This is a genomic window from Ignavibacteriales bacterium, from assembly GCA_026390795.1.
Taxonomy (GTDB): Bacteria; Bacteroidota; Ignavibacteria; order Ignavibacteriales; family Melioribacteraceae; genus Fen-1258.
The window spans coordinates 333,437-356,148 of sequence record JAPLFG010000005.1 but is presented as its reverse complement, the minus strand read 5'-3'; the positions used below and the strand labels follow the sequence as shown (position 1 = coordinate 356,148).

Below are 22,712 nucleotides of genomic sequence, written 5' to 3'. Positions count from 1 at the left end.
TTAACAAATTGTCTTTGCCACCAAGACTCAAAGTCAGTAAGAAATTATATTTTTACTCTTTTCAATCGTAATGAATTGCTTACGACCGAAACGGAACTAAGGGACATTGCAAGTGCGCCGATCATGGGATTAAGCATTCCAAGTGCCGCAAGCGGAATTCCAACCGTATTATAAATAAAAGCCCAGAATAAATTTTGCTTTATTGTACTGATTGTATGCCGCGAAAGATTAATTGCTTTTGATACGCTTAATAAATTGCCTTGCACCAAAGTAATCTGTGCGGTCTCTATTGCAACATCGGTTCCGGTGCCGATGGCAATTCCCACATCAGCTTGAGCGAGTGCGGGAGAATCATTTATCCCGTCACCGACCATCGCAACGACTTCTCCTTTATTCTGATATTCTTTAACAATATCAGCTTTGCCCGCCGGTAGTACTTCCGCACGGAATTCCGAAATTCCTATTTTATTAGCGATTGTCTCTGCGGTTTTATAATTATCACCAGTGAGCATTACTGTCTTTATTTTCATTCGGTTTAATTCTTTTATTGCATTAACGGAACTCTCTTTCAGTTTATCCTCAACAGCAATCATTCCTTTAAGTTCACCATCAATCGCAATGTAAATAACTGTTCTGCCACCTGTACTTAATTTATCAAACTGCTCTTTCACAATTTCTGATTTGATTGAATACTCGCTCATCAGGTTCAAGTTTCCGATTAAAAGGGCATGTTCATTCACAATTCCCGTTAAACCAAATCCTGATAAATTTTGAAATGATCCCGGCTTCGAGAAAGAAATATTTTTCGATTTAGCCGCTTCAACAACCGCAATCGCCAATGGATGCCCGGAATTAGATTCGAGTGAAGCGCTAAGTTGAAGCAATTCATTTTCGGAAATATTAAAAGTCACAATTTCAGTAACTGCCGGTTTGCCTTCTGTAAGTGTCCCGGTTTTATCGAAGATGACAGTCGTAATTTTTTGCGCGATCTCTAAACTCTCTCCGTTGCGAATTAATATTCCATTTGACGCACCTAGTCCGCTTCCAACTATTATAGCTGTGGGTGTTGCAAGTCCAAGCGCGCACGGACAAGCAATAATTAAAACGGCAACAAAATTAATTAAAGCAACACTAAACGGATTATGTACGCCGATAAACATCCAAACTGTAAATGTGATGATTGCGATTAGAACAACAACCGGAACAAAAACAGCAGCAATCTTATCGACTAATTTTTGTATTGGCGGTTTAGATGATTGCGCTTGTTCTACGAGCCGTATGATTTGAGCCAGAACTGTATTATTCCCGATTTCAGTAACTCTAAAATTGAATGCACCGTTTTTGTTGATTGTACCGCTAATAACTTTTGAACCGATAATTTTTTCGGCTGGAATGCTTTCACCGGTGATCATTGCTTCGTCGATTGCGGAACTGCCCCAGACAATTATTCCATCTGCTGGAATTTTATCTCCCGGTTTGATTACAACAATATTTCCAACTTGCAGGTCGGAAATCTTTATTTCGGTTTCTTTTTCACCGATCAAGATTCTTGCGCTTTTCGGTTTGAGCTCAATTAATTTTTTTATTGCAGTATTGGTTTTCCTTTTGGCGTTATGCTCAAGTAGTTTTCCCATCAGAATGAGAGTAATAATAACACCGGCAGTTTCAAAATAAACATGCGGAAGTCCACCATGAATTGAGATAACATCCGGGAATAGAGTTGCAACTGTACTGTAGCCGTATGCTGCGCCCGTTCCAATTGCGACAAGAGAATTCATCTCTGCAGAAAAATGCTTGAGGTTAGTCCAGAATATTTTATAAAATCTTTTTCCGCTGATGAATATTACCGGCGTTATCAATATTAATAATATCTTATGAGTGCTGTCTACAGAGAAGGGCCAAATGTTTTTGAAGAAAGAATAATCCATCAACATGCTGATGGCAAAAACGGGAAGCGTCAGAATAAGAGCAAGAAGAAAATCTTTTTTGATTTCGGCAAAGTATTCATCCTTTTCTGAAATTGATGATGCATCACTCTCTGATTGCGATTTTGGATTGGCAGGAGATTCCAATTTTAATTTGTAGCCGTAATCTTGAACCGCCTCTGCAACAGAATCAAGATTAAAATCATCTTTTTCCACATCGAATGAAACTCGTTCCGTAGCAAGATTTACGTTTACATTTTTAACGCCCTCGAACTTGCTAATTATTTTTTCAACCCGCGTAACACAACTGGCACACGTCATTCCCTCAACGGGAAGATTGATCTGTTTCATTAGAAGTCCTTTCTATTTTACGACCTTATAGCCTGCTTCGGTAATGGCGTTCTCAATTGTTGATGAATTTACTTTTGTCTCGTCAAAATGTACTTTGGCCGAACCAATCTCAACTTCAGCAGAGATCAAATTTAATTTTGAAAGTTCTTTCTTTACAGCCATTACGCAATGACCGCAACTCATGCCTTCTATTTTGAATTCTTGTGTCGTCATTTTGAATCTCCTTGATTGTTTTATTTACACTGTAAAAATAATCCTTAGCAGGAATTTACCGTTACATAATTTTAGAAATTTGTTATAAACTTTACTGGTTTGTTTTGCTGGGGAAAATGACGATTAACTTATTTTGTCTAACGGTTTGCGCATATTTTTTGTAAGAGATCTAAATTGGCTGGCGGTGAATCCGGTAACCTTTTTGAATTGATTGGAAAGGTGCTGAACGCTGCTGTATCCTAATCTATAGGCAATCTCGCTAAGAGTTAGTTCCCCATATTTCAGAAGTTCTTTTGCCCGCTCAATTTTTTGCAGAATAATATATTGTTCAATTGTAATACTTTCTTGAGAAGAAAATAAACTGCTCAGATAATTATAATCGAGCCCAAGTTCCTTCTCAATAAGCAGCGAATATTTATGATTTTCACTTATGATCTTTTCGTTTTCGTAAATCGTTTTGATCAAGAAATTTTTAATCTTTTCAACCGCTTTTGCTTTTTTGTTTTCGATAAGTTCAAAACCGTTTTTTTCTAAAACTTCTTTTATCTTATCTAACGGTAATGCTTCCATGGATTGCTCTGTCTCAACTTCTCCTAGCGAGATATTTTTTATAGCTACGCCAAGCTTTTCCAACTCTTCCTTAACAACCTTAATACATCGGTTGCAAACCATGTTCTTGATATATAAAACGTTCTTTGGTTTCATGTCTAAAACAATATTATCCTTTCGGCTTTTCTTTTTTCGCTTTTACGTTTAGTGTGTATAAACTACTATCATTTTCTTCAACATATTTATCAAGAATTTCACCACCAAGCGAATTGGTAGGCTCATTCTCAATTTTCTTTTTAGAATCTTTAATTTTTGTCTCTTGCTTTGCATTCTCGGTGAGATTTTTCAGAATTGTTAATCTTTTATTCCGGTTTTTTGGTTTGTCAGTATTATTATCAGCTTTTTGTTGAGCAGAAATTTTTCCAATATCTTTTTTTTGATCTTCACCTTTTTCTTTTTCTGCAATTGATTTTTCTTTTTTATCGGCAAAAGGTCTAGGGATTGGTTTTAGATGGTCTTCAATAATTTCTTCTTGTTCTAATTGTTTGTGACTGTTCTTAAGCGGTTTAACCGTCTCTCCGTTTTTCAGTTTTACTTTATTATAGAAGTATGATAAAGCCAAAGTCAAGAGAGTTAACAGCAGAACAATTATTAAAGCAGTAGATATGATTGGGACTATTTCCATATCTCAAAATATAAAAATATCCTTTCTGCAACAATTTTCTTATTCTATGCTAAATTGCTTTGGTCGCTTGCGGTGTAGATAATGTAACCAAATCAAGATCTGATTTATCGCTATAGAAAGTTAGCAGATTAACATCTCCGTGATTTGTATAATGATTTGGTGAAAGTGTTCTTTTTATTTCTTCGTTTGTGAATTTGGTTTTATATCGTTCAGAATTATTCATAACCTCGATTCTCGCAGAAATCGGTTTCGGTTTATAATTGATTAGTTCTCTAGCGGAATTATCGTTTCTTTGTGTTTGTTCATTTTTCCGTCTTGAAACTTTTTCATTCTGAATGGATTGAACTGCCCGGGTATATTCATCTTGTCTATTCCTTATTCTCTCGGCGCTCAATTGAATTGCTTTATTTCTCTGGGGAATGGAACCTGCGATAATTGTCTGTCGGATAGCATTACTATTAATTAAAATAGGCTGAGGAACAAGACGGTTTCCGAGAGGATCTACATGTTTAAGGTAAACCGGAACATTATTTTTCGACTTCGCTTTGTAGATGACATAAGAAAGAAAGATTACAAATAGCATGAATGCCGTAAAAATTAGTATGCTTGTGTATATGATTGGCAATAGAGACATTTTAAAAACCATATTTTTGTTGATTTATAAACAAACATTGTACCAGCCACTAAATTGCGAATATGGTCTTATTTCACACATAATAGAATGATTTACCCGGTATTCCTTGTCTTAATTTGAGGCAAATATATTTATTGAGATGACCGGATTTTTTTCATTTTCTGAATCGTAGTTAATTAATTTGTTTTTACCCTGCTTTTTAATATTTTTTGACCCACTTTTATCTGTAACTCACTTAAAAATTAGAGGTTAGAGATGACCAAGGCAGATATTGTCGAAAAAGTTGCTTCCGGAACCGGATTAACGAAGTTAGAAACCGAAGCAATTGTTGAAGGTTTTTTAAATACCGTTATTGGTGCTTTGCGTGATGGTCGTGGAATTGAAATTCGTGGGTTTGGCAGTTATCGTGTAAAAAAGAAAAAAGCTCGCTATGCCCGTAATCCAAGAACTGGGGAAAAAGTTTATGTCGGAGATCATTATGTCCCGATGTTCAAGTTTTCCAAAGACTTTAAGTCTGCAGTAGATGCCGGAATGAAAGAAATGGATTTGAAAACCACCAAGGAATGATTTAGGAGAGTGAAATGAGAAGATGTTCAATTTGCGGAGAAGTTATAAATGAAGGTGACAAAACCTGTCCAAGTTGCGGTGCAGCCATTGTAAGTGAGATTAAAAACACAGATCCGGTTTCTGAAAAAAAATCTAGTAATACTAAAAGTGTGAGCAATAAAACTGAACCTGTTAAATCTGGAAAGAAAAAAATAGTTACTGAAGAGACAAAAAAAACAAAATCTCTTTCTTCAACAAAATTATTTTATTTGGTTCTATTTTTAATTTTGATCGGTGCAATAATTGTATATTCATCCGGTATTTTCGATTCGGCTCCGTCATCAATTCAATCTCAGCAAGTTGATCCGGACAATCCACATGCAGGCGTTGATCTAAATCATCTTGAACAGATTCAATCGCTAGAAGAAAGAATAAAGAAAAACCCAAATGATTATCCATCTCTATTGGAGCTTGCTCATTTGTTAAATGATAGCGGTTTGAAAGAGAGAGCTATAGAAAAATATAATCTTTACTTAAAAAAATATCCGAAAGAAGCAGATGTATTAGTTGATTTGGGAGTTTGTTATTTCGAGACGGGAAAGAATCCAGAAGCAATGTCTGCGATGGAGAAAGCATTAAAAATAAATCCGAAACATCAAATTGCTAATTTAAATCTCGGTATCGTAAATATGTCTGCAGGTAACACTGCTAATGCACTCGGTTATTGGAAAAAAGCAATTGAAATTGATTCGACTAACGAGATCGGACAAAAAGCAAAAGAATTAATTAAAACACATTAGAAGGAGAATGTAAATGCCTTGCGGTAGAAAAAGAAAACGCCACAAAATGGCTACTCACAAACGCAAAAAGCGTTTGAGAAAAAATCGTCATAAAAAGAAATTGAGATAATGTAATGGTTGATGTATGATGATTAATGTGGATTTTTTTCCATCATCCATCAACCATATTTCATCTTCGCTTAATAAGCCCCCTTAGCTCAGCTGGTAGAGCAGCTCATTCGTAATGAGCAGGTCGGCGGTTCGAATCCGCCAGGTGGCTCTAAAGTATACAAATGCCCGCTAGTTTTCTAACTTTGAAGAACCTTTCAGATAGATCTCCAAAAGCATCTAACTAACAAAACTAATTGACATCTAATTTTTACCTCTTGAATTCATAGCTGTTTGATTGTGAAAGAAATTAAGTCCTCTAATAATCGCTTCGTTTCTATCAAATTCTTTTTCGACATCTATAAATTCCTTCTCTTTTTTAGCCGTTCTTAAAAGTTTCCAGTTAATTTTCAATTCGATAAAAATGAAATAAGATATTATGAAGATGATGCCTAATATCACAATAATTCCGAGTGGAAGAATATCATTCATGGGATGCTCCTTCTTTTTTACCATTATTATCGGACCACTGATATGAAAGGTTAAATTTTAGTCCCAAGTATTTGTGATTTTACCCATCCTTAAGATTTTTCTCGCTATTTGAAGCAAAAAAACCTTGACAATCCCACATAAAAACAGTTATTTTGCATGCAAGTGGGTAATAGTGTTTAATTTTCCCAAATAGTGGATGGGTTATGTTTATAGGAAGCTTTAAATATTCAGCTGATGCAAAAGGAAGGGTAAGTATTCCCTCCATTTTTAAGAAATATGTCAATGAAGCCGCGAACGAAACATTCGTTATGACGCGGGGTATTGTACAGTGCATTGATATTTATCCTCAAGATTTCTGGAAAGAAGAAGTTCTAACCCGGATCAATCAGCTTGATGATTTTGACCCTGAAGAAGCTGCTTTTAAAAGAATGCTCTTTGAACTCGCAGCTGAATATAAACTTGATTCTCAATCACGATTGTTAATCCCAAAAAATCTTTTAGAGTTTGCCGGAATAGAAAGAGAAGTTTTTATACTCGGGCAGAATAAAAAAATTGAAATTTGGAATCCCGAGATCTATGAATCACATAAAAAAGAAAACACCAAACCGTTTGCTGAAATAGCAAAATTAATCATGCAGAAAAAACAGAAATGAGCCACGAACCGGTTCTCTTGAAAGAGAGCATTGATTTTTTGGTAACGCAAAAAGACGGAATTTACTTTGATGGTACGGCAGGATTCGGCGGACATTCTGAAAAAATATTAAACACATTAAATGAAAAAGGAAAATTGATTGCAACAGATAAAGATCTCACAGCTTTTGAATATAGCAAAAATAAATTTTCTGCCGACAAACGATTTTCAATTTTTCACACCGGCTTTACAAATATTGATTCTATTTCCAAGTTTGAGTTCATTGAACAATTTGATGGCATCTTAGTAGACTTAGGTGTTTCCTCATTTCAATTGGACACAATTGAAGCGGGATTTACATTCCGGGAGGACGCCGCCCTTGATCTCAGGATGAACAAAGCTGAAGGAATTTCCGCATCGGACTTGCTGAATAAATTTCCGCAAGAAGAAATTGCTAAAATTTTATATGAATACGGTGAAGAAAAAAACTCAAGACTCATCGCTAAAAAAATTACCGAATACAGATTAACGGAAAGAATTTCACGTACTTCTCAACTAAAAAAAATAATCGAACTTATAACACCGCAGCGGTTCTTGAATAAAACTCTGTCGCGTGTATTTCAGGCATTGAGAATTTTTGTAAATAATGAGCTTGAAGAACTAAAGCTCTTTATTGATAAATCGGTTTCACTTCTAAAACCCGGCGGAAGATTAGTGATTCTTAGTTATCATTCTTTGGAAGACAGAATTGTAAAAGAAAAAATTAAATATGAAAGTTTAGACTGTATCTGTCCTCCCGGAACGCCAATCTGTATCTGTGGAAAAATAAAACGGCTAAAATTAATAACTCATAAACCGGTAGTTCCTTCAGATTTGGAAATCGAAAATAATCGAAGATCTAGAAGTGCAAAAATGCGTGTAGCCGAAAGAGTCTAAAAAATGAAGGGATCGTCATTAAAAAATTTTATATCGATAGTTGTTGTTGTTTCACTCGTTCTTCTCGGTTATGTAATTGTTCGATCTGAGATTAAAAGAATCAACAGGGAAAAAATTACAAAGCAGGAAATGCTCAATGAAAAATATAAAAGGATTGAATCTTTGATGGTAGATGTACAAAAGCTGACTTCCGAAGAGGTGATTGTAAAGTTTGCACAGGATTCACTGGGATTACTTAGACCTACAGAAAATTTAGAAATGATTACAGTTTCGAAGGATCAAATAAAACAGATTGAGAAACTATTGAACCAAAAATATGATTAGCTCCCGCGCACTTATATTAGTCGGGTTTTTGCTGCTGATCTTTGTAGCGCTTGTTGCAAAACTTTTTTCCATACAAGTGGCAAAGCATGAATATTATTCGCTTGTTGCAGACCGTCAGCAAAATAAGCCGTTAACTGTAGTAGCCGAGCGCGGATTGATCAAAGATGCTAATGGGGAAGTTCTCAGTTATACAACCGACAACATTTCCTTTTTTGCCGATACACGCATGATGAATTCGAAAAGAATTGATTCCATTTCTGCAGCATTATCAAGAGTCTTTAATAAACCCGAAGAATATTATAAAAAAATAATTGCCGACGGTGCAGGCAATGTCTGCCTGGAAAAGAAAATTCCTATGGAGAAAGCACTCGAATTGAAGAAAACTGTAATTGAAGGACTTTTTCAGCAGGAAGATTTTTCAAGAGTTTATCCATACGGGAATTTGGCTTCGCATGTACTTGGTTTTGTTAACCGGGATATGGTTGGTGTAGAAGGAATTGAAAAAATTTATCAAGAAAAATTAGAAGGCACAGACGGTTACTTTAATTTTGAGAGAGACGTTCTTGGAAGAATTATATCGGTTGATGAAAATCTTTCCAGAGCAGCGGTTCCCGGAGATCAAATAATTCTTACAATAAATAAAACTTACCAAAAAATCCTTGAAGAAGAATTAGCCAATGGAATGAAAAAATTCGGCGGTGAATCTGCGGTCGGAATAATAATGAATCCTAATACCGGAGAAATTTATTCTCTAGCTAATTCACCGGATTTTGATCCGGCTAATTATGAAAACTCAACCGCAGACGCAAGAAGAGATAGAGCCATTACAGATCCATTCGAACCCGGTTCAACTATGAAATCAATTACTCTCTCAATTCTCCTTGATCAAAATCTTGTAAATGAAGACGAAGTTATTGATGTAGAAAATGGAAAGTATTTTATTAAGAATACTCCAATTATGGATACACACCCGAATTCTAAATTAACTGTACGCGGTGTGCTGGAACAATCGAGCAATGTTGGAATGGCAAAATTATCTGCCAGAGTAACAGATGACGTGCTGTACAAATATTTACGGGATTTCGGATTCAGCAATTCCACCCTAATTGAATTACCAAGTGAGTCTGCCGGTTCTTTAAAGAAACCAAGTGCGTTCTCCGGATTAACCAAACCTTTTCTATCATTTGGTTATGAGATTGCTTTAACTCCACTTCAATTAATTACTGCTTATTGCGCATTAATCAACGGCGGAACGCTTCTTCAGCCATATATTGTTAAAAAAATTACAGATCACACCGGAAAAGATTTGGAAGTTGCCGAAACAAGAAAAATTCGGACTGTAATAAGCAAATCAACATCGGACCGAATTCGGAATCTGATGGTTGGTGTAGTAGAGAATGGAACAGGTACCGCCGCGCGTCTTCAAAATGTTTTAGTGGGAGGCAAAACCGGCACTGCCCAACGTATTGTAAATAATTCTTATTCAAGTGCTCATCATAACTCTTCCTTCATTGGTTTTTTCCCGGCAGATAATCCTAAAATAGTTTGTTTGATTCTTGTAAATGCGCCTAGAGTCGGAGAATATGGCGGATTGGTTGCAGCTCCGGTTTTTCATGAAGTAGCAAAACGAATGATTGAAACTGATCTTAGTATTGTTCCAGACAAAAAAAATATTGAAAGAAAACAAAATTTAATAGATCAGCTTGTTGCTGATATTAAAACAACTCCTAAAGTAAAAACAACATCTTTTGCAGAAGTGGCTGATAAACATGTCACCAATATCTCATCAAGGAAATTTTTTAGCGGTAATAATTCTTCAATGCCGAATTTGATGAACCAATCCGTACGAGATGCAATAGCTCAATTAAATGAACTTGGTCTGAAGTGTAAAGTTTCCGGAACAGGGAAGGTTGTTTGGCAAAGTCTTGAACCAGGATCCAATATTGTTCCCGGTTCCGAATGCATTATTAAATGTGAACCTTCGATAAAAAAAATTTCAATGAGTGTTAATTAAATGAAGCTTTCCGAGATTTTAAATAATGTCAAAGCTATTCAAGTGATAGGAAATGCGGAATCGAAAGAAATCAGCAATATCACATTGGATTCTCGTAAAGTATCTGAGGGCTCTCTCTTTTTTGCCATTGCTGGCGAAAAACAAGACGGTCATAAATTTATTCAAGACGCAATCAATCAAGGCGCATCTGCTGTTGTTGTAAAGAATGCAAATGCTGTCCCCGATCAAATCTTTTCTCACAGCGGCTGTGTTAAAATCGTTGTTTCGGATAGCCGCAAATCACTCGCTGAGTTCTCTAATATTTTTTACGGTGAACCATCAAAGAGAATAAAATTGATTGGCATAACCGGAACAAAAGGAAAAACCACAACAGCTTTTTATCTGAAAAATGTTTTTCAGCATGCCGGGTTTAAAACCGGATTAATCGGGACGATAGCAAATTTCATTGGTGAGAAAGAAGTAAAAACTATGTTGACAACACCGCAATCCAGTGAAATTAATTCTCTGCTTGCACAAATGGTCAACGAAAAATGTACTCATTGTGTTATGGAAGTTTCATCTCACGCCTTGGCTTTGAATAGAGTTGACTATTTGAACTTTGATGCGGCGATTTTTACGAACATCACTTCCGATCATATGGATTACCACAAAACATTTGATCATTACTTTTCATCAAAAAAGATTTTGTTTGATATGATGCCGGCTGATGGTAAAATAATTTTTAATGCCGATGATTCCAGTTCATCCAAACTTGTAAAAGATTCACATGCGCAAAAACATTCTTACGGCAGTTTGGAGAACTCGGAATTTAGAATTCAGAATTTAGAGTACTCGCTGGATGGAACAACATTCGATTTATCATACAGCGAAAAGAATTATCAATTCAAAACCAGTTTGGTAGGACATTTTAACGCATTCAACGCAGCCTCGGCTTTTGCAACTGCTGTTGTAAGCGGTATAGATCCTCAAGTTGCCGTCGAAGGAATTAATACAACTCCGCAAGTTCCGGGAAGATTCGAAATAGTTTCCAGAAAAAATAAAAAAGTGATTGTTGATTATTCACACACAAGCGATTCACTTAAGCAAGCGCTTACTGCAGTTCATCATATTGTTAAGGATGAACGTTGTGTTTACACTGTCTTTGGATGCGGCGGTGACAGAGATAGAACTAAACGCCCGATTATGGGTGAGATAGCCGCTTCAATGAGCAAACGTGTTTATGTAACATCTGATAATCCAAGAACTGAAGATCCTTCCTTTATCATTGACGAAATTTTAAAGGGAATTAAAACCAATAACTACCGTGTAATTGAAAATCGTGAGGAAGCAATTCGATCTGCAATTCTAGAAAGCGAGGACGATGCAGTTATTCTCATTGCCGGCAAGGGACACGAGAACTACCAAGAAATTAACGGAGTGCGCAAGCACTTTTCAGATAAAGAACTTTCTCAAAAATATTTGGCAGAATGGGCAAAGTAAAAATTACTATTGAGGATTTATTCAACATTCCAAGCGCGGAGATTTATAATCCTGACGCTTACAAATCCTTGTCAACAGTAGAGATCGATTCGCGAAAAGTAAAAAAGGGATCTCTATTTGTAGCGATCAAAGGGGAAAAGTTCGATGGTCACGATTTTATTCTCGATGCTCTAAAGAAAGGGGCTTCCGCAGTAATTATTGATTCGAGGAAATTGAAGAAATTCAGTTTCCTCGAAATTCCGGTTATCGCAGTTGATGATACCGCAAAAGCATTTGGCGAACTTGCAAAAATTTGGCGTAATAAACTTTCTGCAAAAGTTATTTCGATTTCGGGAAGCAACGGTAAGACAACAGTAAAAGAGATGACTGCTGTTTTGCTTGCGGAAAAATATAAGGTGATAAAAACCGAAGCCAATAACAATAATCATATTGGAGTACCGCTTACAATTTTAAGTGCAGACAATAAATGCGAAGCGTTAATCCTTGAACAAGGAACAAATCATTTTGGAGAGATTCCTTATTCAGCAAAAATTTCTCAACCGGATTTTTCGTTAATTACAAATATTGGCGATGCACACTTAGAATTTTTGAAAAGTAAAGAAGGAATCTTCAAAGAGAAAGCCGCATTGTATAATGAAACTGTTAAACACGGCGGAATCGTATTCTTAAATATGGACGATCCGGTCATCAGAAAAAATGCGGAACTCTATAACTCAAAAGTTAAATATGGATTCAATGGCAAAGTTGATATTAAAGGAAAAGTAGTCGGTTATATGACAGATGGCAGAACGGAAATTCAAATCTCCTATAAAAACAAAAAAATCAAAACAGTTCTTCCAATTTATGGTGAATCTAATGCAAAGAATTTTTTGGCTGCATCGGCAATTGCATTAAAGTTAGGATTGACGCCGAAGCAGATTATAAATGGTGTTAAGAATTTTAAAGCAGTTCACGGCAGATTGGAAGTAATGAAATTCAAAAACGCTTTTCTTATTGATGATACTTATAACGCAAGTCCGGAATCTGTTATATCAGCAATCGAACTTGTAAAAAAAATAAAGACGTTTAAAAAGAAATTAATTGTTCTCGGCGATATGTATGAACTTGGTAAAAGTTCACCAAAGATTCACAAAGAATTAGCAAAATTATTTACTGCTGATAAAAATTTAACCGTGCTGACAACCGGAAATATGATGAAGCACATGCATTCGGAATTACGGAAAAATAAAGTAAGATCGATTCATTTTTATCTGCGGGAAGCATTAGCGCTCTATCTGAAATACGAAGAAATTGAAAACTCTGTGATACTTGTAAAAGGATCACGCGGAATGAAGATGGAAGAATTCGCAAACATTTTGGAGACAAGGTTTGAATAATGTTTTACTATCTATTTGATTATATAAATAAAATATTCAGCCCGCCGGGATTCGACGTGTTTCGATATCTGTCGTTCCGTTCAGCACTTTCTGCAATTACCGCATTGTTGATCTCTTTCATCTTTGGTCCAAAAATAATCGGCAAATTGAAAAAGAATCAAGTTGATCAGCCGATACGAGAAGAAGGACCGCAAACACATTTGAAGAAAGCGGGCACTCCAACAATGGGCGGACTTATAATTCTTATTTCTGTTGTCATTCCGGTTCTAATATGGAGCGATTTAAAAAGCAGCTACATCCTTCTTGTGTTATTCGGAACAGTTTTTCTTGGCGGTGTTGGTTTTCTTGATGACTATCTCAAAGTTGTAAAGAAACTTCCCAAAGGATTAATTGCACGCTACAAATTAATGGGACAAATTTTTGTAGGATTAGTTGTTGGTGCGGCAATTTATTATCTGCCGGAGTTTTCACAATTCAATACTCAAACAACATTGCCGTTTTTCAAAAACTTGAATTGGGATTTTTCTTACCTATATATACCGTGGGTTGTATTCATTATTACAGCCATTTCAAACGCCGTCAATTTGACTGATGGATTAGATGGACTTGCTATCGGAACAATAATAATAGTAATGATTGCTCTCGCGATTCTTACATACGTAACCGGCAATGTTATTTACGCAGATTATCTAAACATAATTTATTTGCCAGGCAGCGGTGAGTTAACTGTATTTATCGCCGCATTAATTGGAGCGGGTCTTGGATTTTTGTGGTTCAATTTTTATCCGGCTCAAATTTTTATGGGAGATACCGGATCACTCGCGCTTGGCGGTGCTTTTGGTGTGATGATGATTTTGATTAAGAAAGATTTACTTATTCCAATTCTTGGAGGAATCTTTTTCATTGAAACACTTTCGGTAGTTATCCAGCGCCTCTATTTCAAATACACAAAGAAAAGATTTGGAGAAGGGAAAAGAGTTTTTAAAATGGCGCCGATCCATCATCACTTTGAACAATTGAATTGGGCAGAGCCAAAAATTGTAATACGGTTTTATATCATAACAATCATTCTTGCAATAGTAAGTTTAGCGTCATTCAAGGTAAGATAGTGAATATCAACGGAATGAAAATATCGATCATTGGCGCGGTGAGAAGCGGAGTTGGTGCTGCGAAGCTGGCAAAAAAACTGGGCGCAATTCCATTTGTAAGCGATAGCGGATCAAAAGAAAAATTACAAAGCTCAATATCAGTTTTCGAATCTGAAGGAATTGCATACGAATGTGGCGCTCACTCAGAAAAAGTTTTTGATTGCGGTTTGATAATTACAAGTCCTGGTGTTCCCACTAATTCCGAAATTCTTAATACGGCACAAAAGAAAAATATTAAGGTGATCAGCGAGATTGAATTTGCTTCATGTTTTTGCAAAGGCGGTATTATTGCCATTACAGGAACAAACGGTAAAACAACAACAACAGCTTTGATGAATCATACTTTTAACGAAAGCGGAATAAAATGTTATTCTGCCGGAAATATCGGCGAAGCATTTTCCGAAATCGTTCTTGATGTGAAGAAAGATGAATACGTTGCTCTGGAGACATCAAGTTTTCAGCTGGACTTTATAGATAAATTCAAACCGAAATTTTCTATAACACTGAATATTACACCGGACCACCTTGACAGATACAATAATAATTATGATGAATACATTGCTGCAAAAATGAGAGTTGCAGAGAATCAAAATGAAAATGACTTTTTCATTTACAACGAAGATGATTCAAACATCAAAACAAATTTGAATAACAATAAAGTTCAGAGACTTGCCTTCTCTTTGATAAGCGAAATTCCAGCCGGCGCTTTTTATAAGGAAGGCAAGATGTTCTTCTCTTTATCAGGAGAAGTTACAGAAGTTTGTTCAAGTTCCGATCTTTTTATAAAAGGTGAGCATAACATCGCAAATGCACTTGCCGTATTGACGGTTTCAAAACTTTTAAATGTACCGAATGAGAAGATCAGAAAAGCTTTTTCTTCATTTAAAGGTGTAGAGCACAGAATAGAATTTGTCCGCGAGCTGAACGGTGTTGAATATTATAATGATTCGAAAGCGACAAATGTTGATTCTGTAATTGTAGCTTTGAAAAGTTTTACAAAACCGATCTACTTGATCCTTGGCGGTAAGGATAAAGGTAACAACTATGATGATATTCGAAATTTGGTTTTAGAACACGTCAAGAAAATTTATGCCATCGGAGTATCCGCGCAAAAAATTTATGATTATTTCCATTCAATAGTTGAAACGGAAAAAAAAGAATCGCTCGAAGAAGCGGTAGAATCTGGAAGGAAAGAAGCTATTAAAGATACTGTTCTGCTTCTATCGCCGGCATGCGCAAGTTTCGACATGTTTGATAATTACGAACATCGCGGAGAAGTTTTTAAAAACACTGTAAATAAATTGGTTTGATGAATACACTAGTCAAAATATTGATAGTTCTTGTTGTTGCTATGATAGCACTCGGAACAATTTTGGTTTTAACAGCCAGCGGTACGTATAGTTTATCAAAATTTAATAGCCTCTATTTTCTATTCAAAAGTCATTTGTGGAAAGTAGTAGCTGCAATTATCGCGATGATAATTTGCGCATACATTCCTTACGATAAATACCGTGCGCACACAAAAAAACTTTTGTTCTTAATCATCGCGGTTCTCGTTTTAACATTTTTATTTGCGCCTAAAGTTAAAGGAGCTTCACGCTGGATCGATTTGGGATTTTTTCAATTCCAACCATCAGAAGCAGCAAAAGTAATTTTAATAATGCACTTGGCGTTTATGATAGAAAAAATGGGCGATGATCTTCTTGATTTCACTAAAGGATTTGTCTACCCGTTGATATGGATCGGAATTGTGAGCGCACTTGTTCTAATTCAACCTAATGTAAGTACTAGTATAATAATAGCAATAACTTCATTTGCAATCCTTTTCGTTGCCGGAGCGCGTATAAAACATATTGCCGCTATTGTGATCCCGTCAATGGCAGTGGTTGGTTCAGTTGTAATGATTTTCAAACATTCACGTGAAAGAGTTATTACATTCATTCAAAGTTTGATTAACGGCGGAGATATCAATATTCAAGTTAAGCAGGCAAAGATTGCACTCGGTAGCGGCGGAATATTAGGAATCGGATTGGGACACAGCAGACAAAGTGATCTCTTCCTTCCGGAATCCTACGGAGATTTTATTTTTTCAATTCTTGGTGAGGAATTGGGATTCATTGGAACTGTAACGATCCTCTTTTTATTCCTGGTCTTATTTCTTACATGTCTTGTAATTGCAAAAAAAGCACAAGATAAATTTGGTCAGATGTTAGTCCTCGGTCTTGGCTTCAATATAATAGTCAGCGCGCTTATTAATGCTTGCGTTGTAACGGGATTAATTCCTACTACAGGAATTACACTACCGTTCATAAGTTTTGGCGGAACATCGATTATTCTTTTTGCAGTATCGATCGGAATTATAGTAAATGTTGGAAGACAGACAGTTAAAACAACAGAATTAAAAATTGCTCAGGTAGGATGAAAAACAAAATTCCATATCGGTTTGTGTTTGCGGGTGGTGGAACTGGAGGACATTTGTATCCTGCTCTTGCGGTTGCCCAACAAATTCGTTTGTTGAAACCGGAATCTGAAATATTGTTTGTCGGAGCTAAAAATAAAATTGAAGAAAGAATTGTTCCTGAATATGGTTTCAATTTCAAAGCAATTTGGGTCAGCGGTTTTTCAAGAAAATTAAATTTGAGCAATTTATTGTTTCCATTTAAACTCTTTGTCTCAATGATTCAATCTTTAGTAATCAATTTTAATTTCAAACCGCGTGTTGCCGTTGGAAGCGGTGCTTATGTATCCGGGCCTGTTATTTGGGCGGCATCCGTACTTGGCGCAAAAGTGATTCTGCTTGAACAGAATAGTTATCCAGGTGTTACAAACAGAATGCTCGAACGGAAAGCTCACGAAATTCATATAGCCTTCGAAGAATCAAAAAAATATTTCAGAGATGAATCAAAATTAAAATTAAGCGGCAACCCGATAAGAATTAATTTAAAACTAGGTGATAAAGCAGAAGCAGTAAAGAGTTTCGGTTTAGATCCTTCAAGAAAAGTTTTGTTGGTAGTTGGAGGAAGCGGCGGCGCTCGTTCTATCAATCTTGCCGTCGAATCAAATTTAGGGAAAATGATTGAAAGCGGAATTCAAATTATTTGGCAGACGGGTCAATTTTATTATATGCATTACAAAAATCTTGAAAATAAGTCCGTAAAAATATTTCCGTTCATTAGTGATATGTCTGCAGCCTATTCCGCATGCGATGTTGTTCTGGCACGGTCTGGTGCAACAACAATTGCCGAAGTAGCATTTCTAAAACTACCGGTAATATTCGTACCGTCGGAAAACGTCGCCGCAAATCATCAATACAAAAATGCCAAAGCATTGAAAGTGGCAAATGCTGCGGAGCTTATAGAAGACAAAAATTTAGCGGATGAATTATTGCCTGTCATCAATGAAATGATATTAAATGTATCACGCCATGAAATTATGAAAAAAAATATTGCGGCATTTGCACAACCTCAAGCTGCGAGAACAATTGCTGAAAACGCAATTAGTCTGGCAGAAAAAATTTAAGAGATATTGTTATGATGATGAACACAATTAAAAATATTCACTTTGTTGGTATTGGCGGAATAGGAATGAGCGGAATTGCGGAGATTCTACTTAGTCAAGGATTTCATATTTCAGGTTCAGATCTAAATAAATCGGAAGTTACAGACCGACTTGAAGGTCTTGGAATTAAAATTTATGAAGGACATTCAACTGCAAATCTTAAGGATGCTGATGTTCTCGTTTATTCATCTGCTGTTGCTCTTGAAAATCCGGAAGTAAAAGAAGCAATCGCTAGAAAAATCCCGGTTATAAAACGTTCTGAAATGCTTGCCGAATGTATGAGAATGAAATATGGAATTGGCATTGCCGGTACACATGGAAAGACAACCACAACTTCTATGGTAGGATTAGTTTTAACAGAAGCCGGAATTGACCCTACAATTATTGTCGGCGGAAAATTAAGCGGACTCGGGGGAACAAATGCCCGCCTTGGTAAAGGCGATTACATAGTAGTTGAAGCCGATGAGTTTGACAGAACATTTTTGAAATTGACACCGGTTATTGCAGCCCTAACAACACTTGAACGCGAACATCTGGATACATATAAAGATTTGGCAGATATAAAAACAGCATTTGTTGAATTTGCGAACAAAGTTCCTTTCTTCGGTTTTGTTGTATTGTGTTTAGATGAACCGGCGCTTCAAGATATAATTCCGCAGATCAATAAGAAAATTTTTACTTACGGTATTACACCGCAGGCCGATATACGTGCGGCAAATATCACGCATTCGGAAAAACATTCTGAGTTCAGCGTAATGTATCTCGGTAAAGATCTGGGAAAAATCCGGATTAATATTCCCGGAATTCATAATATTAAAAATTCACTCGTCGCAGTTACAATTGCTAAAGAGATGGGAGTTGAATTCAGCGTTATCAAAAAAGCGCTTGAGAAATTTTCCGGCGTCTACCGCCGCTTTGAAACTAAATATGATAATGATGTTCTTGTGATTGACGATTACGGACATCATCCAACTGAAATAAATGTAACACTCGATGGAATACGTAGAGGATGGAACAGAAGATTAGTAGCTGTATTTCAACCGCATTTATTCTCACGAACAAAAGATTTTTACGCGGAGTTCGGCAGATCATTTTTGAATTCCGATGTTTTTATCTGCACGGATGTTTATCCCGCACGCGAAAAACCGGTTGAAGGAATTACCGGTGAATTGATTTCAAATACAGCAAAACAGTTCGGACATAAGAATGTTTATTACGAACCGGACAAAACAAAAATACCGGAACTATTACAAAAAATTTATCAAAAGGGAGATATCATTATTACGCTAGGCGCTGGAGATATTTGGAAGTACGGTGAAAAATTTATTGAGCTATTGAAAACGAAGAATAAATCACCGCTAAGCGGGATCCATTTGGGATAATTGATGACGAAACTTGCAAAAATATTGAGTGTAACGTTCATGATCTTAATTATCGGATTGATGATTTACTTATCGGTCGGAATAAAATCAGATCCAGAAAACAAGATCAGCTTTATATCGCTGGAAGGGAATGAGCATCTTTCGAAGGACCAGTATTTAAGTTTTGCCAACTTGCTTGATAAAAATGCTTATGGAAATCTAACGCTGCAATTCATAAAAGATAGAATTGAGAAACATCCTTACGTTCAGAATGCAGATGTAAGATATGATGGCAGCGGCAAAGCATCCATTAGAATTACGGAAAAAGTTTTTGATTCAATTGTTTTAGATAGCAGTCGTCAGTACATATTAACTGAAAATTTGCAATTACTGCCGATGCTTCCGGAAACTCAAAAAATTGATTACCCGGTAATCTCAAACGTTTTTACAGGAAATGGTTTTAAAGTTCTGAGTTCAATGAGAAAAAATTTGGATGTTGTGACTGCTGCCAAAATTATTTCTACGGTAAGATTGCTGAATCCGGAATTGGACAAGGATTTTTCTTCAATTGATCTACAAAACGGCGGAGATATTATGTTGTATCTCTCATCGGCAGATTACCCAATCAAAATTGGACGCGGAAATGAGATTAAAAAAGTAATCTACTTTAATAGTCTTTGGCATTATCTGAAAGGTAAAGAAATAAATAATTACATGGAGTTTGTGGATTTACGATACAGCGGGCATGTATATCTTGGTATAATAGACTCGACTAACGGGTTAGTTAAGAATTTAGACGCGGGGCACAAGAAATCATGAAAAAAAATGTTATAGCCGGATTAGATCTTGGCACTACAAAAGTTTGTGCAGTTATTGCCGAACAAGTTGATAATAATCTAAACATTCTTGGATTTGGTGTAGCCCCATCTGAAGGATTGAATCGTGGTTTGGTTGCAAATATTTCTAAAACTGCGGAAGCAATTACAGAAGCAATGGGCATAGCATTGAATAGAGCCGGGCTTCAAGTAAAGGAAGTTAATGTTGGCGTTGCCGGTGAACATATTACAAGTTTGCGCCATAGAAATTATGTAACAATCAGCAATCCCGAAAAAGAAATCAACCAGCAGGATTTAGATAGATTACGTGCGGATGTTCAGACAATTAGAATTCCCTCCGACCGCCAAATACTTCATATCATACCTGAAGAATATTCTGTTGATCATCAGGGTGGAATTGAAGATCCGATTGGAATGTGCGGCTCGCGGCTTGAAGCAGTTAATCATGTTGTGCTGGCTTCTATTCCCGCAATTCAAAATATCAAAAAATCTGTTGAACGTGCCGGGTACATTGTTAAAGATTACGTTCTTCAGCCAATAGCTTCCAGTTTTGCTGTTCTTGAAGAGAACGAAAAAGATCTTGGCGTTCTTTTGATCGATATCGGTGGCGGAACGACAGATATTGCAATCTTTCACCGCAAATCAATCAAACACACAAAAGTAGTTGGTGTAGCCGGCAACCAGGTTACGAATGATATCCGCGAAACTCTTGGTATTGTTACCGGTGATGCTGAAAAATTGAAAAAAGAACACGGCTATGCAACAGAACATGCGATTGTAAGAGATGAAGATATTTTCATAAAAGGTGTTGGTGGCAGAGGAAATGTAAAAATACCATTGTCACTTCTTACCCAAATCATAAGCGTGAGAATGAAAGAATTGTTCTCAATTATTGATAATGAACTTCGACACGCGGGATTTAAAAATAAAATTAAAGCAGGTGTTGTTTTAACCGGCGGCGGTTCACTTTTAAAAGGATGCACGGAATTAGCAGAAGAAGTTTTTGGAATGCCCGCCCGAATCGGTGTTCCGCTCGATCTCGGCTCGGGACTTTCCAACGAAGTTGAAAGTCCGGAATTTGCAACTGTAGCAGGATTAATACGAGGAATTCCGGGAAGCAGATCGGAACAATTTACGACCGTAAAGACAACAGGTAAAGAGAGTAAATTAAATCTTGGCAAGACTTTCAAGAAAATACAAGAATTCTTTGATAAACTATAAATCAAATACCACAACAAGGAGGAATCATGTCTAATTCAGAAAAACGTCCACGCTTCATCACTTTGGAAACCCAAAGACCAATGTCGGCTCAATTAAAAGTAGTTGGAATTGGCGGCGGCGGTTGCAACGCAATTGATAGTATGATAGAGCGCGGACTGACCGGAGTTGAATTCATCGCAGTAAACACAGACGCACAGGTTCTCGAAGAAAGTTTGGCCACTCAAAAAATTCAGATTGGTACAAATGTAACTCGAGGATTAGGAGCCGGCGCAGATCCGAATGTAGGAAGAAAATCTGCAGAAGAAGACAGAGAAAAAATAACTCGTCATCTTGAAGGCGCGGATATGGTTTTTGTTACATCCGGAATGGGTGGCGGAACCGGTACTGGCGCAGCTCCAATCGTTGCGTCAATTGCAAAAAGTATGGGTGCGTTGGTGATTGGTATTGTTACAAAACCTTTCGGCTGGGAAGGTAAACAAAGAATGAAAAATGCGGATGAAGGCATTGCCGATCTTAAACAATATGTTGATAGTTTGATCGTGATTCCAAATGGAAGAATTCTAAGCATCATCGATACTGCAACCGCGGCAAAAGCAGCTTTCAATAAACCAAACGAAATATTGTATGAAGCTACTAGAGGTATTGCCGATATAATTACCGTGAAGGGAATTATTAATGTTGATTTTGCAGATGTTAGAACTGTAATGAGAGACAGTGGACAAGCATTGATGGGTTGCGGAATTGCAAGCGGTGAAAACCGTTCTGTTGAAGCTGCTCAGAAAGCAATTTCATCTCCGCTTCTTGAAGGTGTTTCAATCAAGGGTGCGAAAAATATTCTTCTAAATGTTACTGGTCCAACAAATATGACAATGCAGGAAGTTGAAGCAGGCAATAATGTAATATTTGAAGCTGCAGGTGAAGAAGCAAATGTAATCTTCGGAACTGTAATCAAAGACCAAATGAATGAATATGTTTCCTATACAGTTATAGCTACCGGATTTGAAACAAAGGCAAGTTCACATACTATCAGTAATCTTAAGACTGAAAAAGCAGAACGTAAACAGCAGGAAAAGAAAGTTGTGAACTATGGCGGATTTTCTGCAAAACACGGACATATGGAACTGGAAAACAGTGACGATCTGAACGTGCCGACAATCTTAAGAGTGAAAAAGAACAGTTTAGATTTGTTCGAGCAAAGTTCCATTGAAGCCGGATTCAAAAATGAACGTAACGATTACAGTGATAGTGATTACTTCAGTAATAAAAATCGGGATGAAGAAGATAGTTCTTCGTTCCTAAGAAAAATCATGGATTAAATATTTTCCTTTATTCTTAAATGTAAAGGAGAAATATGAACGCATTAATAGTATTGAGTGCAATGCTGCTTTTCATTGCACTCTTTGCAGCCAAAGCTGTAAGGGTTTTAAAATATTTGAAATCCGACCGGGAATAGTTTGTAAACATTAAAGGTCGCAATTGGTTTTCGCCTTGTTGTGGTAAACATAGAAATGAAAACCATTGCGGCCTTTATATTATTATCCATTGA

General features: G+C 36.5%; 22 protein-coding genes and 1 tRNA gene. 17 read left to right on the top strand and 6 right to left on the bottom strand.

Annotated features, from left to right (window positions below):
- Positions 1–44 precede the first annotated feature (44 nt).
- From NTX65_17645 to NTX65_17625, 5 genes are all read right to left on the bottom strand, one after another.
- On the bottom strand, positions 45–2,276 hold the full coding sequence (locus NTX65_17645) for a heavy metal translocating P-type ATPase (protein ID MCX6171161.1): 2,232 nt from the start codon (positions 2,274–2,276) through the stop codon (positions 45–47).
- Positions 2,277–2,288: 12 nt separating this feature from the next.
- A complete protein-coding gene (locus tag NTX65_17640) occupies positions 2,289–2,489 on the bottom strand; it encodes a cation transporter (GenBank protein MCX6171160.1) in 201 nt (66 codons plus the stop codon).
- Positions 2,490–2,612: 123 nt separating this feature from the next.
- Positions 2,613–3,194: an AraC family transcriptional regulator gene (locus NTX65_17635; GenBank protein ID MCX6171159.1), complete on the bottom strand. Its 582-nt coding sequence runs from the start codon at positions 3,192–3,194 to the stop codon at positions 2,613–2,615.
- A gap of 13 nt (positions 3,195–3,207) precedes the next feature.
- Positions 3,208–3,723 carry a hypothetical protein gene (locus NTX65_17630; protein MCX6171158.1) on the bottom strand — a complete coding sequence of 172 codons (516 nt, stop codon included), beginning with the start codon at positions 3,721–3,723 and terminating at the stop codon, positions 3,208–3,210.
- Between the two features lie 49 nt (positions 3,724–3,772).
- Complete coding sequence (locus NTX65_17625; protein MCX6171157.1) at positions 3,773–4,357, bottom strand: hypothetical protein; 585 nt, start codon at positions 4,355–4,357, stop codon at positions 3,773–3,775.
- 255 nt (positions 4,358–4,612) lie between these two features.
- Between NTX65_17625 and NTX65_17620 the strand changes: the two genes are divergently transcribed.
- From NTX65_17620 to NTX65_17610, 3 genes are all read left to right on the top strand, one after another.
- A complete protein-coding gene (locus tag NTX65_17620; protein ID MCX6171156.1) occupies positions 4,613–4,924 on the top strand; it encodes an integration host factor subunit beta in 312 nt (103 codons plus the stop codon).
- A 14-nt stretch (positions 4,925–4,938) separates the two neighbouring features.
- Entirely contained in the window at positions 4,939–5,703 is a 765-nt protein-coding gene (locus tag NTX65_17615; GenBank protein MCX6171155.1) for a tetratricopeptide repeat protein, read from the top strand.
- A gap of 186 nt (positions 5,704–5,889) precedes the next feature.
- Positions 5,890–5,962, top strand: a tRNA-Thr gene (locus NTX65_17610).
- Positions 5,963–6,054: 92 nt separating this feature from the next.
- Here the strand turns inward: NTX65_17610 and NTX65_17605 are convergent.
- On the bottom strand, positions 6,055–6,282 hold the full coding sequence (locus NTX65_17605) for a hypothetical protein (GenBank protein MCX6171154.1): 228 nt from the start codon (positions 6,280–6,282) through the stop codon (positions 6,055–6,057).
- A 203-nt stretch (positions 6,283–6,485) separates the two neighbouring features.
- Here NTX65_17605 and mraZ point away from each other — a divergent pair, with 203 nt between their 5' ends.
- From mraZ to ftsZ, 14 genes are read left to right on the top strand one after another with little or no spacing between them, the layout of a single operon-like run.
- Positions 6,486–6,935 (top strand): division/cell wall cluster transcriptional repressor MraZ, encoded by a 450-nt coding sequence (mraZ, locus tag NTX65_17600; protein ID MCX6171153.1) that lies wholly within the window; start codon positions 6,486–6,488, stop codon positions 6,933–6,935.
- Positions 6,932–7,849 carry a 16S rRNA (cytosine(1402)-N(4))-methyltransferase RsmH gene (gene rsmH, locus NTX65_17595; protein ID MCX6171152.1) on the top strand — a complete coding sequence of 306 codons (918 nt, stop codon included), beginning with the start codon at positions 6,932–6,934 and terminating at the stop codon, positions 7,847–7,849. Before mraZ ends, rsmH begins: the two co-directional genes overlap by 4 nt.
- A 3-nt stretch (positions 7,850–7,852) precedes the next feature.
- Entirely contained in the window at positions 7,853–8,173 is a 321-nt protein-coding gene (locus NTX65_17590; GenBank protein ID MCX6171151.1) for a hypothetical protein, read from the top strand.
- On the top strand, positions 8,166–10,187 hold the full coding sequence (locus NTX65_17585; GenBank protein ID MCX6171150.1) for a penicillin-binding protein: 2,022 nt from the start codon (positions 8,166–8,168) through the stop codon (positions 10,185–10,187). Before NTX65_17590 ends, NTX65_17585 begins: the two co-directional genes overlap by 8 nt.
- Positions 10,188–11,666 (top strand): UDP-N-acetylmuramoyl-L-alanyl-D-glutamate--2,6-diaminopimelate ligase, encoded by a 1,479-nt coding sequence (locus NTX65_17580; GenBank protein ID MCX6171149.1) that lies wholly within the window; start codon positions 10,188–10,190, stop codon positions 11,664–11,666.
- Positions 11,654–13,042, top strand: coding sequence for a UDP-N-acetylmuramoyl-tripeptide--D-alanyl-D-alanine ligase (locus tag NTX65_17575; protein ID MCX6171148.1), 1,389 nt, complete (start codon positions 11,654–11,656; stop codon positions 13,040–13,042). Before NTX65_17580 ends, NTX65_17575 begins: the two co-directional genes overlap by 13 nt.
- A complete protein-coding gene (gene mraY, locus NTX65_17570) occupies positions 13,042–14,151 on the top strand; it encodes a phospho-N-acetylmuramoyl-pentapeptide-transferase (protein ID MCX6171147.1) in 1,110 nt (369 codons plus the stop codon). The genes NTX65_17575 and mraY overlap by 1 nt, the downstream gene beginning before the upstream one ends.
- Entirely contained in the window at positions 14,151–15,500 is a 1,350-nt protein-coding gene (gene murD / locus NTX65_17565; GenBank protein MCX6171146.1) for a UDP-N-acetylmuramoyl-L-alanine--D-glutamate ligase, read from the top strand. Before mraY ends, murD begins: the two co-directional genes overlap by 1 nt.
- Positions 15,500–16,612 carry an FtsW/RodA/SpoVE family cell cycle protein gene (locus tag NTX65_17560; GenBank protein MCX6171145.1) on the top strand — a complete coding sequence of 371 codons (1,113 nt, stop codon included), beginning with the start codon at positions 15,500–15,502 and terminating at the stop codon, positions 16,610–16,612. Before murD ends, NTX65_17560 begins: the two co-directional genes overlap by 1 nt.
- Positions 16,609–17,709, top strand: a complete 1,101-nt coding sequence (gene murG, locus NTX65_17555) for an undecaprenyldiphospho-muramoylpentapeptide beta-N-acetylglucosaminyltransferase (GenBank protein ID MCX6171144.1) — start codon at positions 16,609–16,611, stop codon at positions 17,707–17,709. Before NTX65_17560 ends, murG begins: the two co-directional genes overlap by 4 nt.
- 11 nt (positions 17,710–17,720) lie before the next feature.
- Positions 17,721–19,130 (top strand): UDP-N-acetylmuramate--L-alanine ligase, encoded by a 1,410-nt coding sequence (gene murC / locus NTX65_17550; protein MCX6171143.1) that lies wholly within the window; start codon positions 17,721–17,723, stop codon positions 19,128–19,130.
- Positions 19,131–19,133: 3 nt separating this feature from the next.
- The gene (locus tag NTX65_17545) at positions 19,134–19,928 is read left to right on the top strand and encodes an FtsQ-type POTRA domain-containing protein (protein ID MCX6171142.1); all 795 of its coding nucleotides are present in this window, start codon (positions 19,134–19,136) and stop codon (positions 19,926–19,928) included.
- Entirely contained in the window at positions 19,925–21,166 is a 1,242-nt protein-coding gene (ftsA, locus tag NTX65_17540; GenBank protein ID MCX6171141.1) for a cell division protein FtsA, read from the top strand. Before NTX65_17545 ends, ftsA begins: the two co-directional genes overlap by 4 nt.
- Positions 21,167–21,192: 26 nt before the next feature.
- Positions 21,193–22,482, top strand: a complete 1,290-nt coding sequence (gene ftsZ, locus NTX65_17535) for a cell division protein FtsZ (protein MCX6171140.1) — start codon at positions 21,193–21,195, stop codon at positions 22,480–22,482.
- Positions 22,483–22,712: the final 230 nt, after the last annotated feature.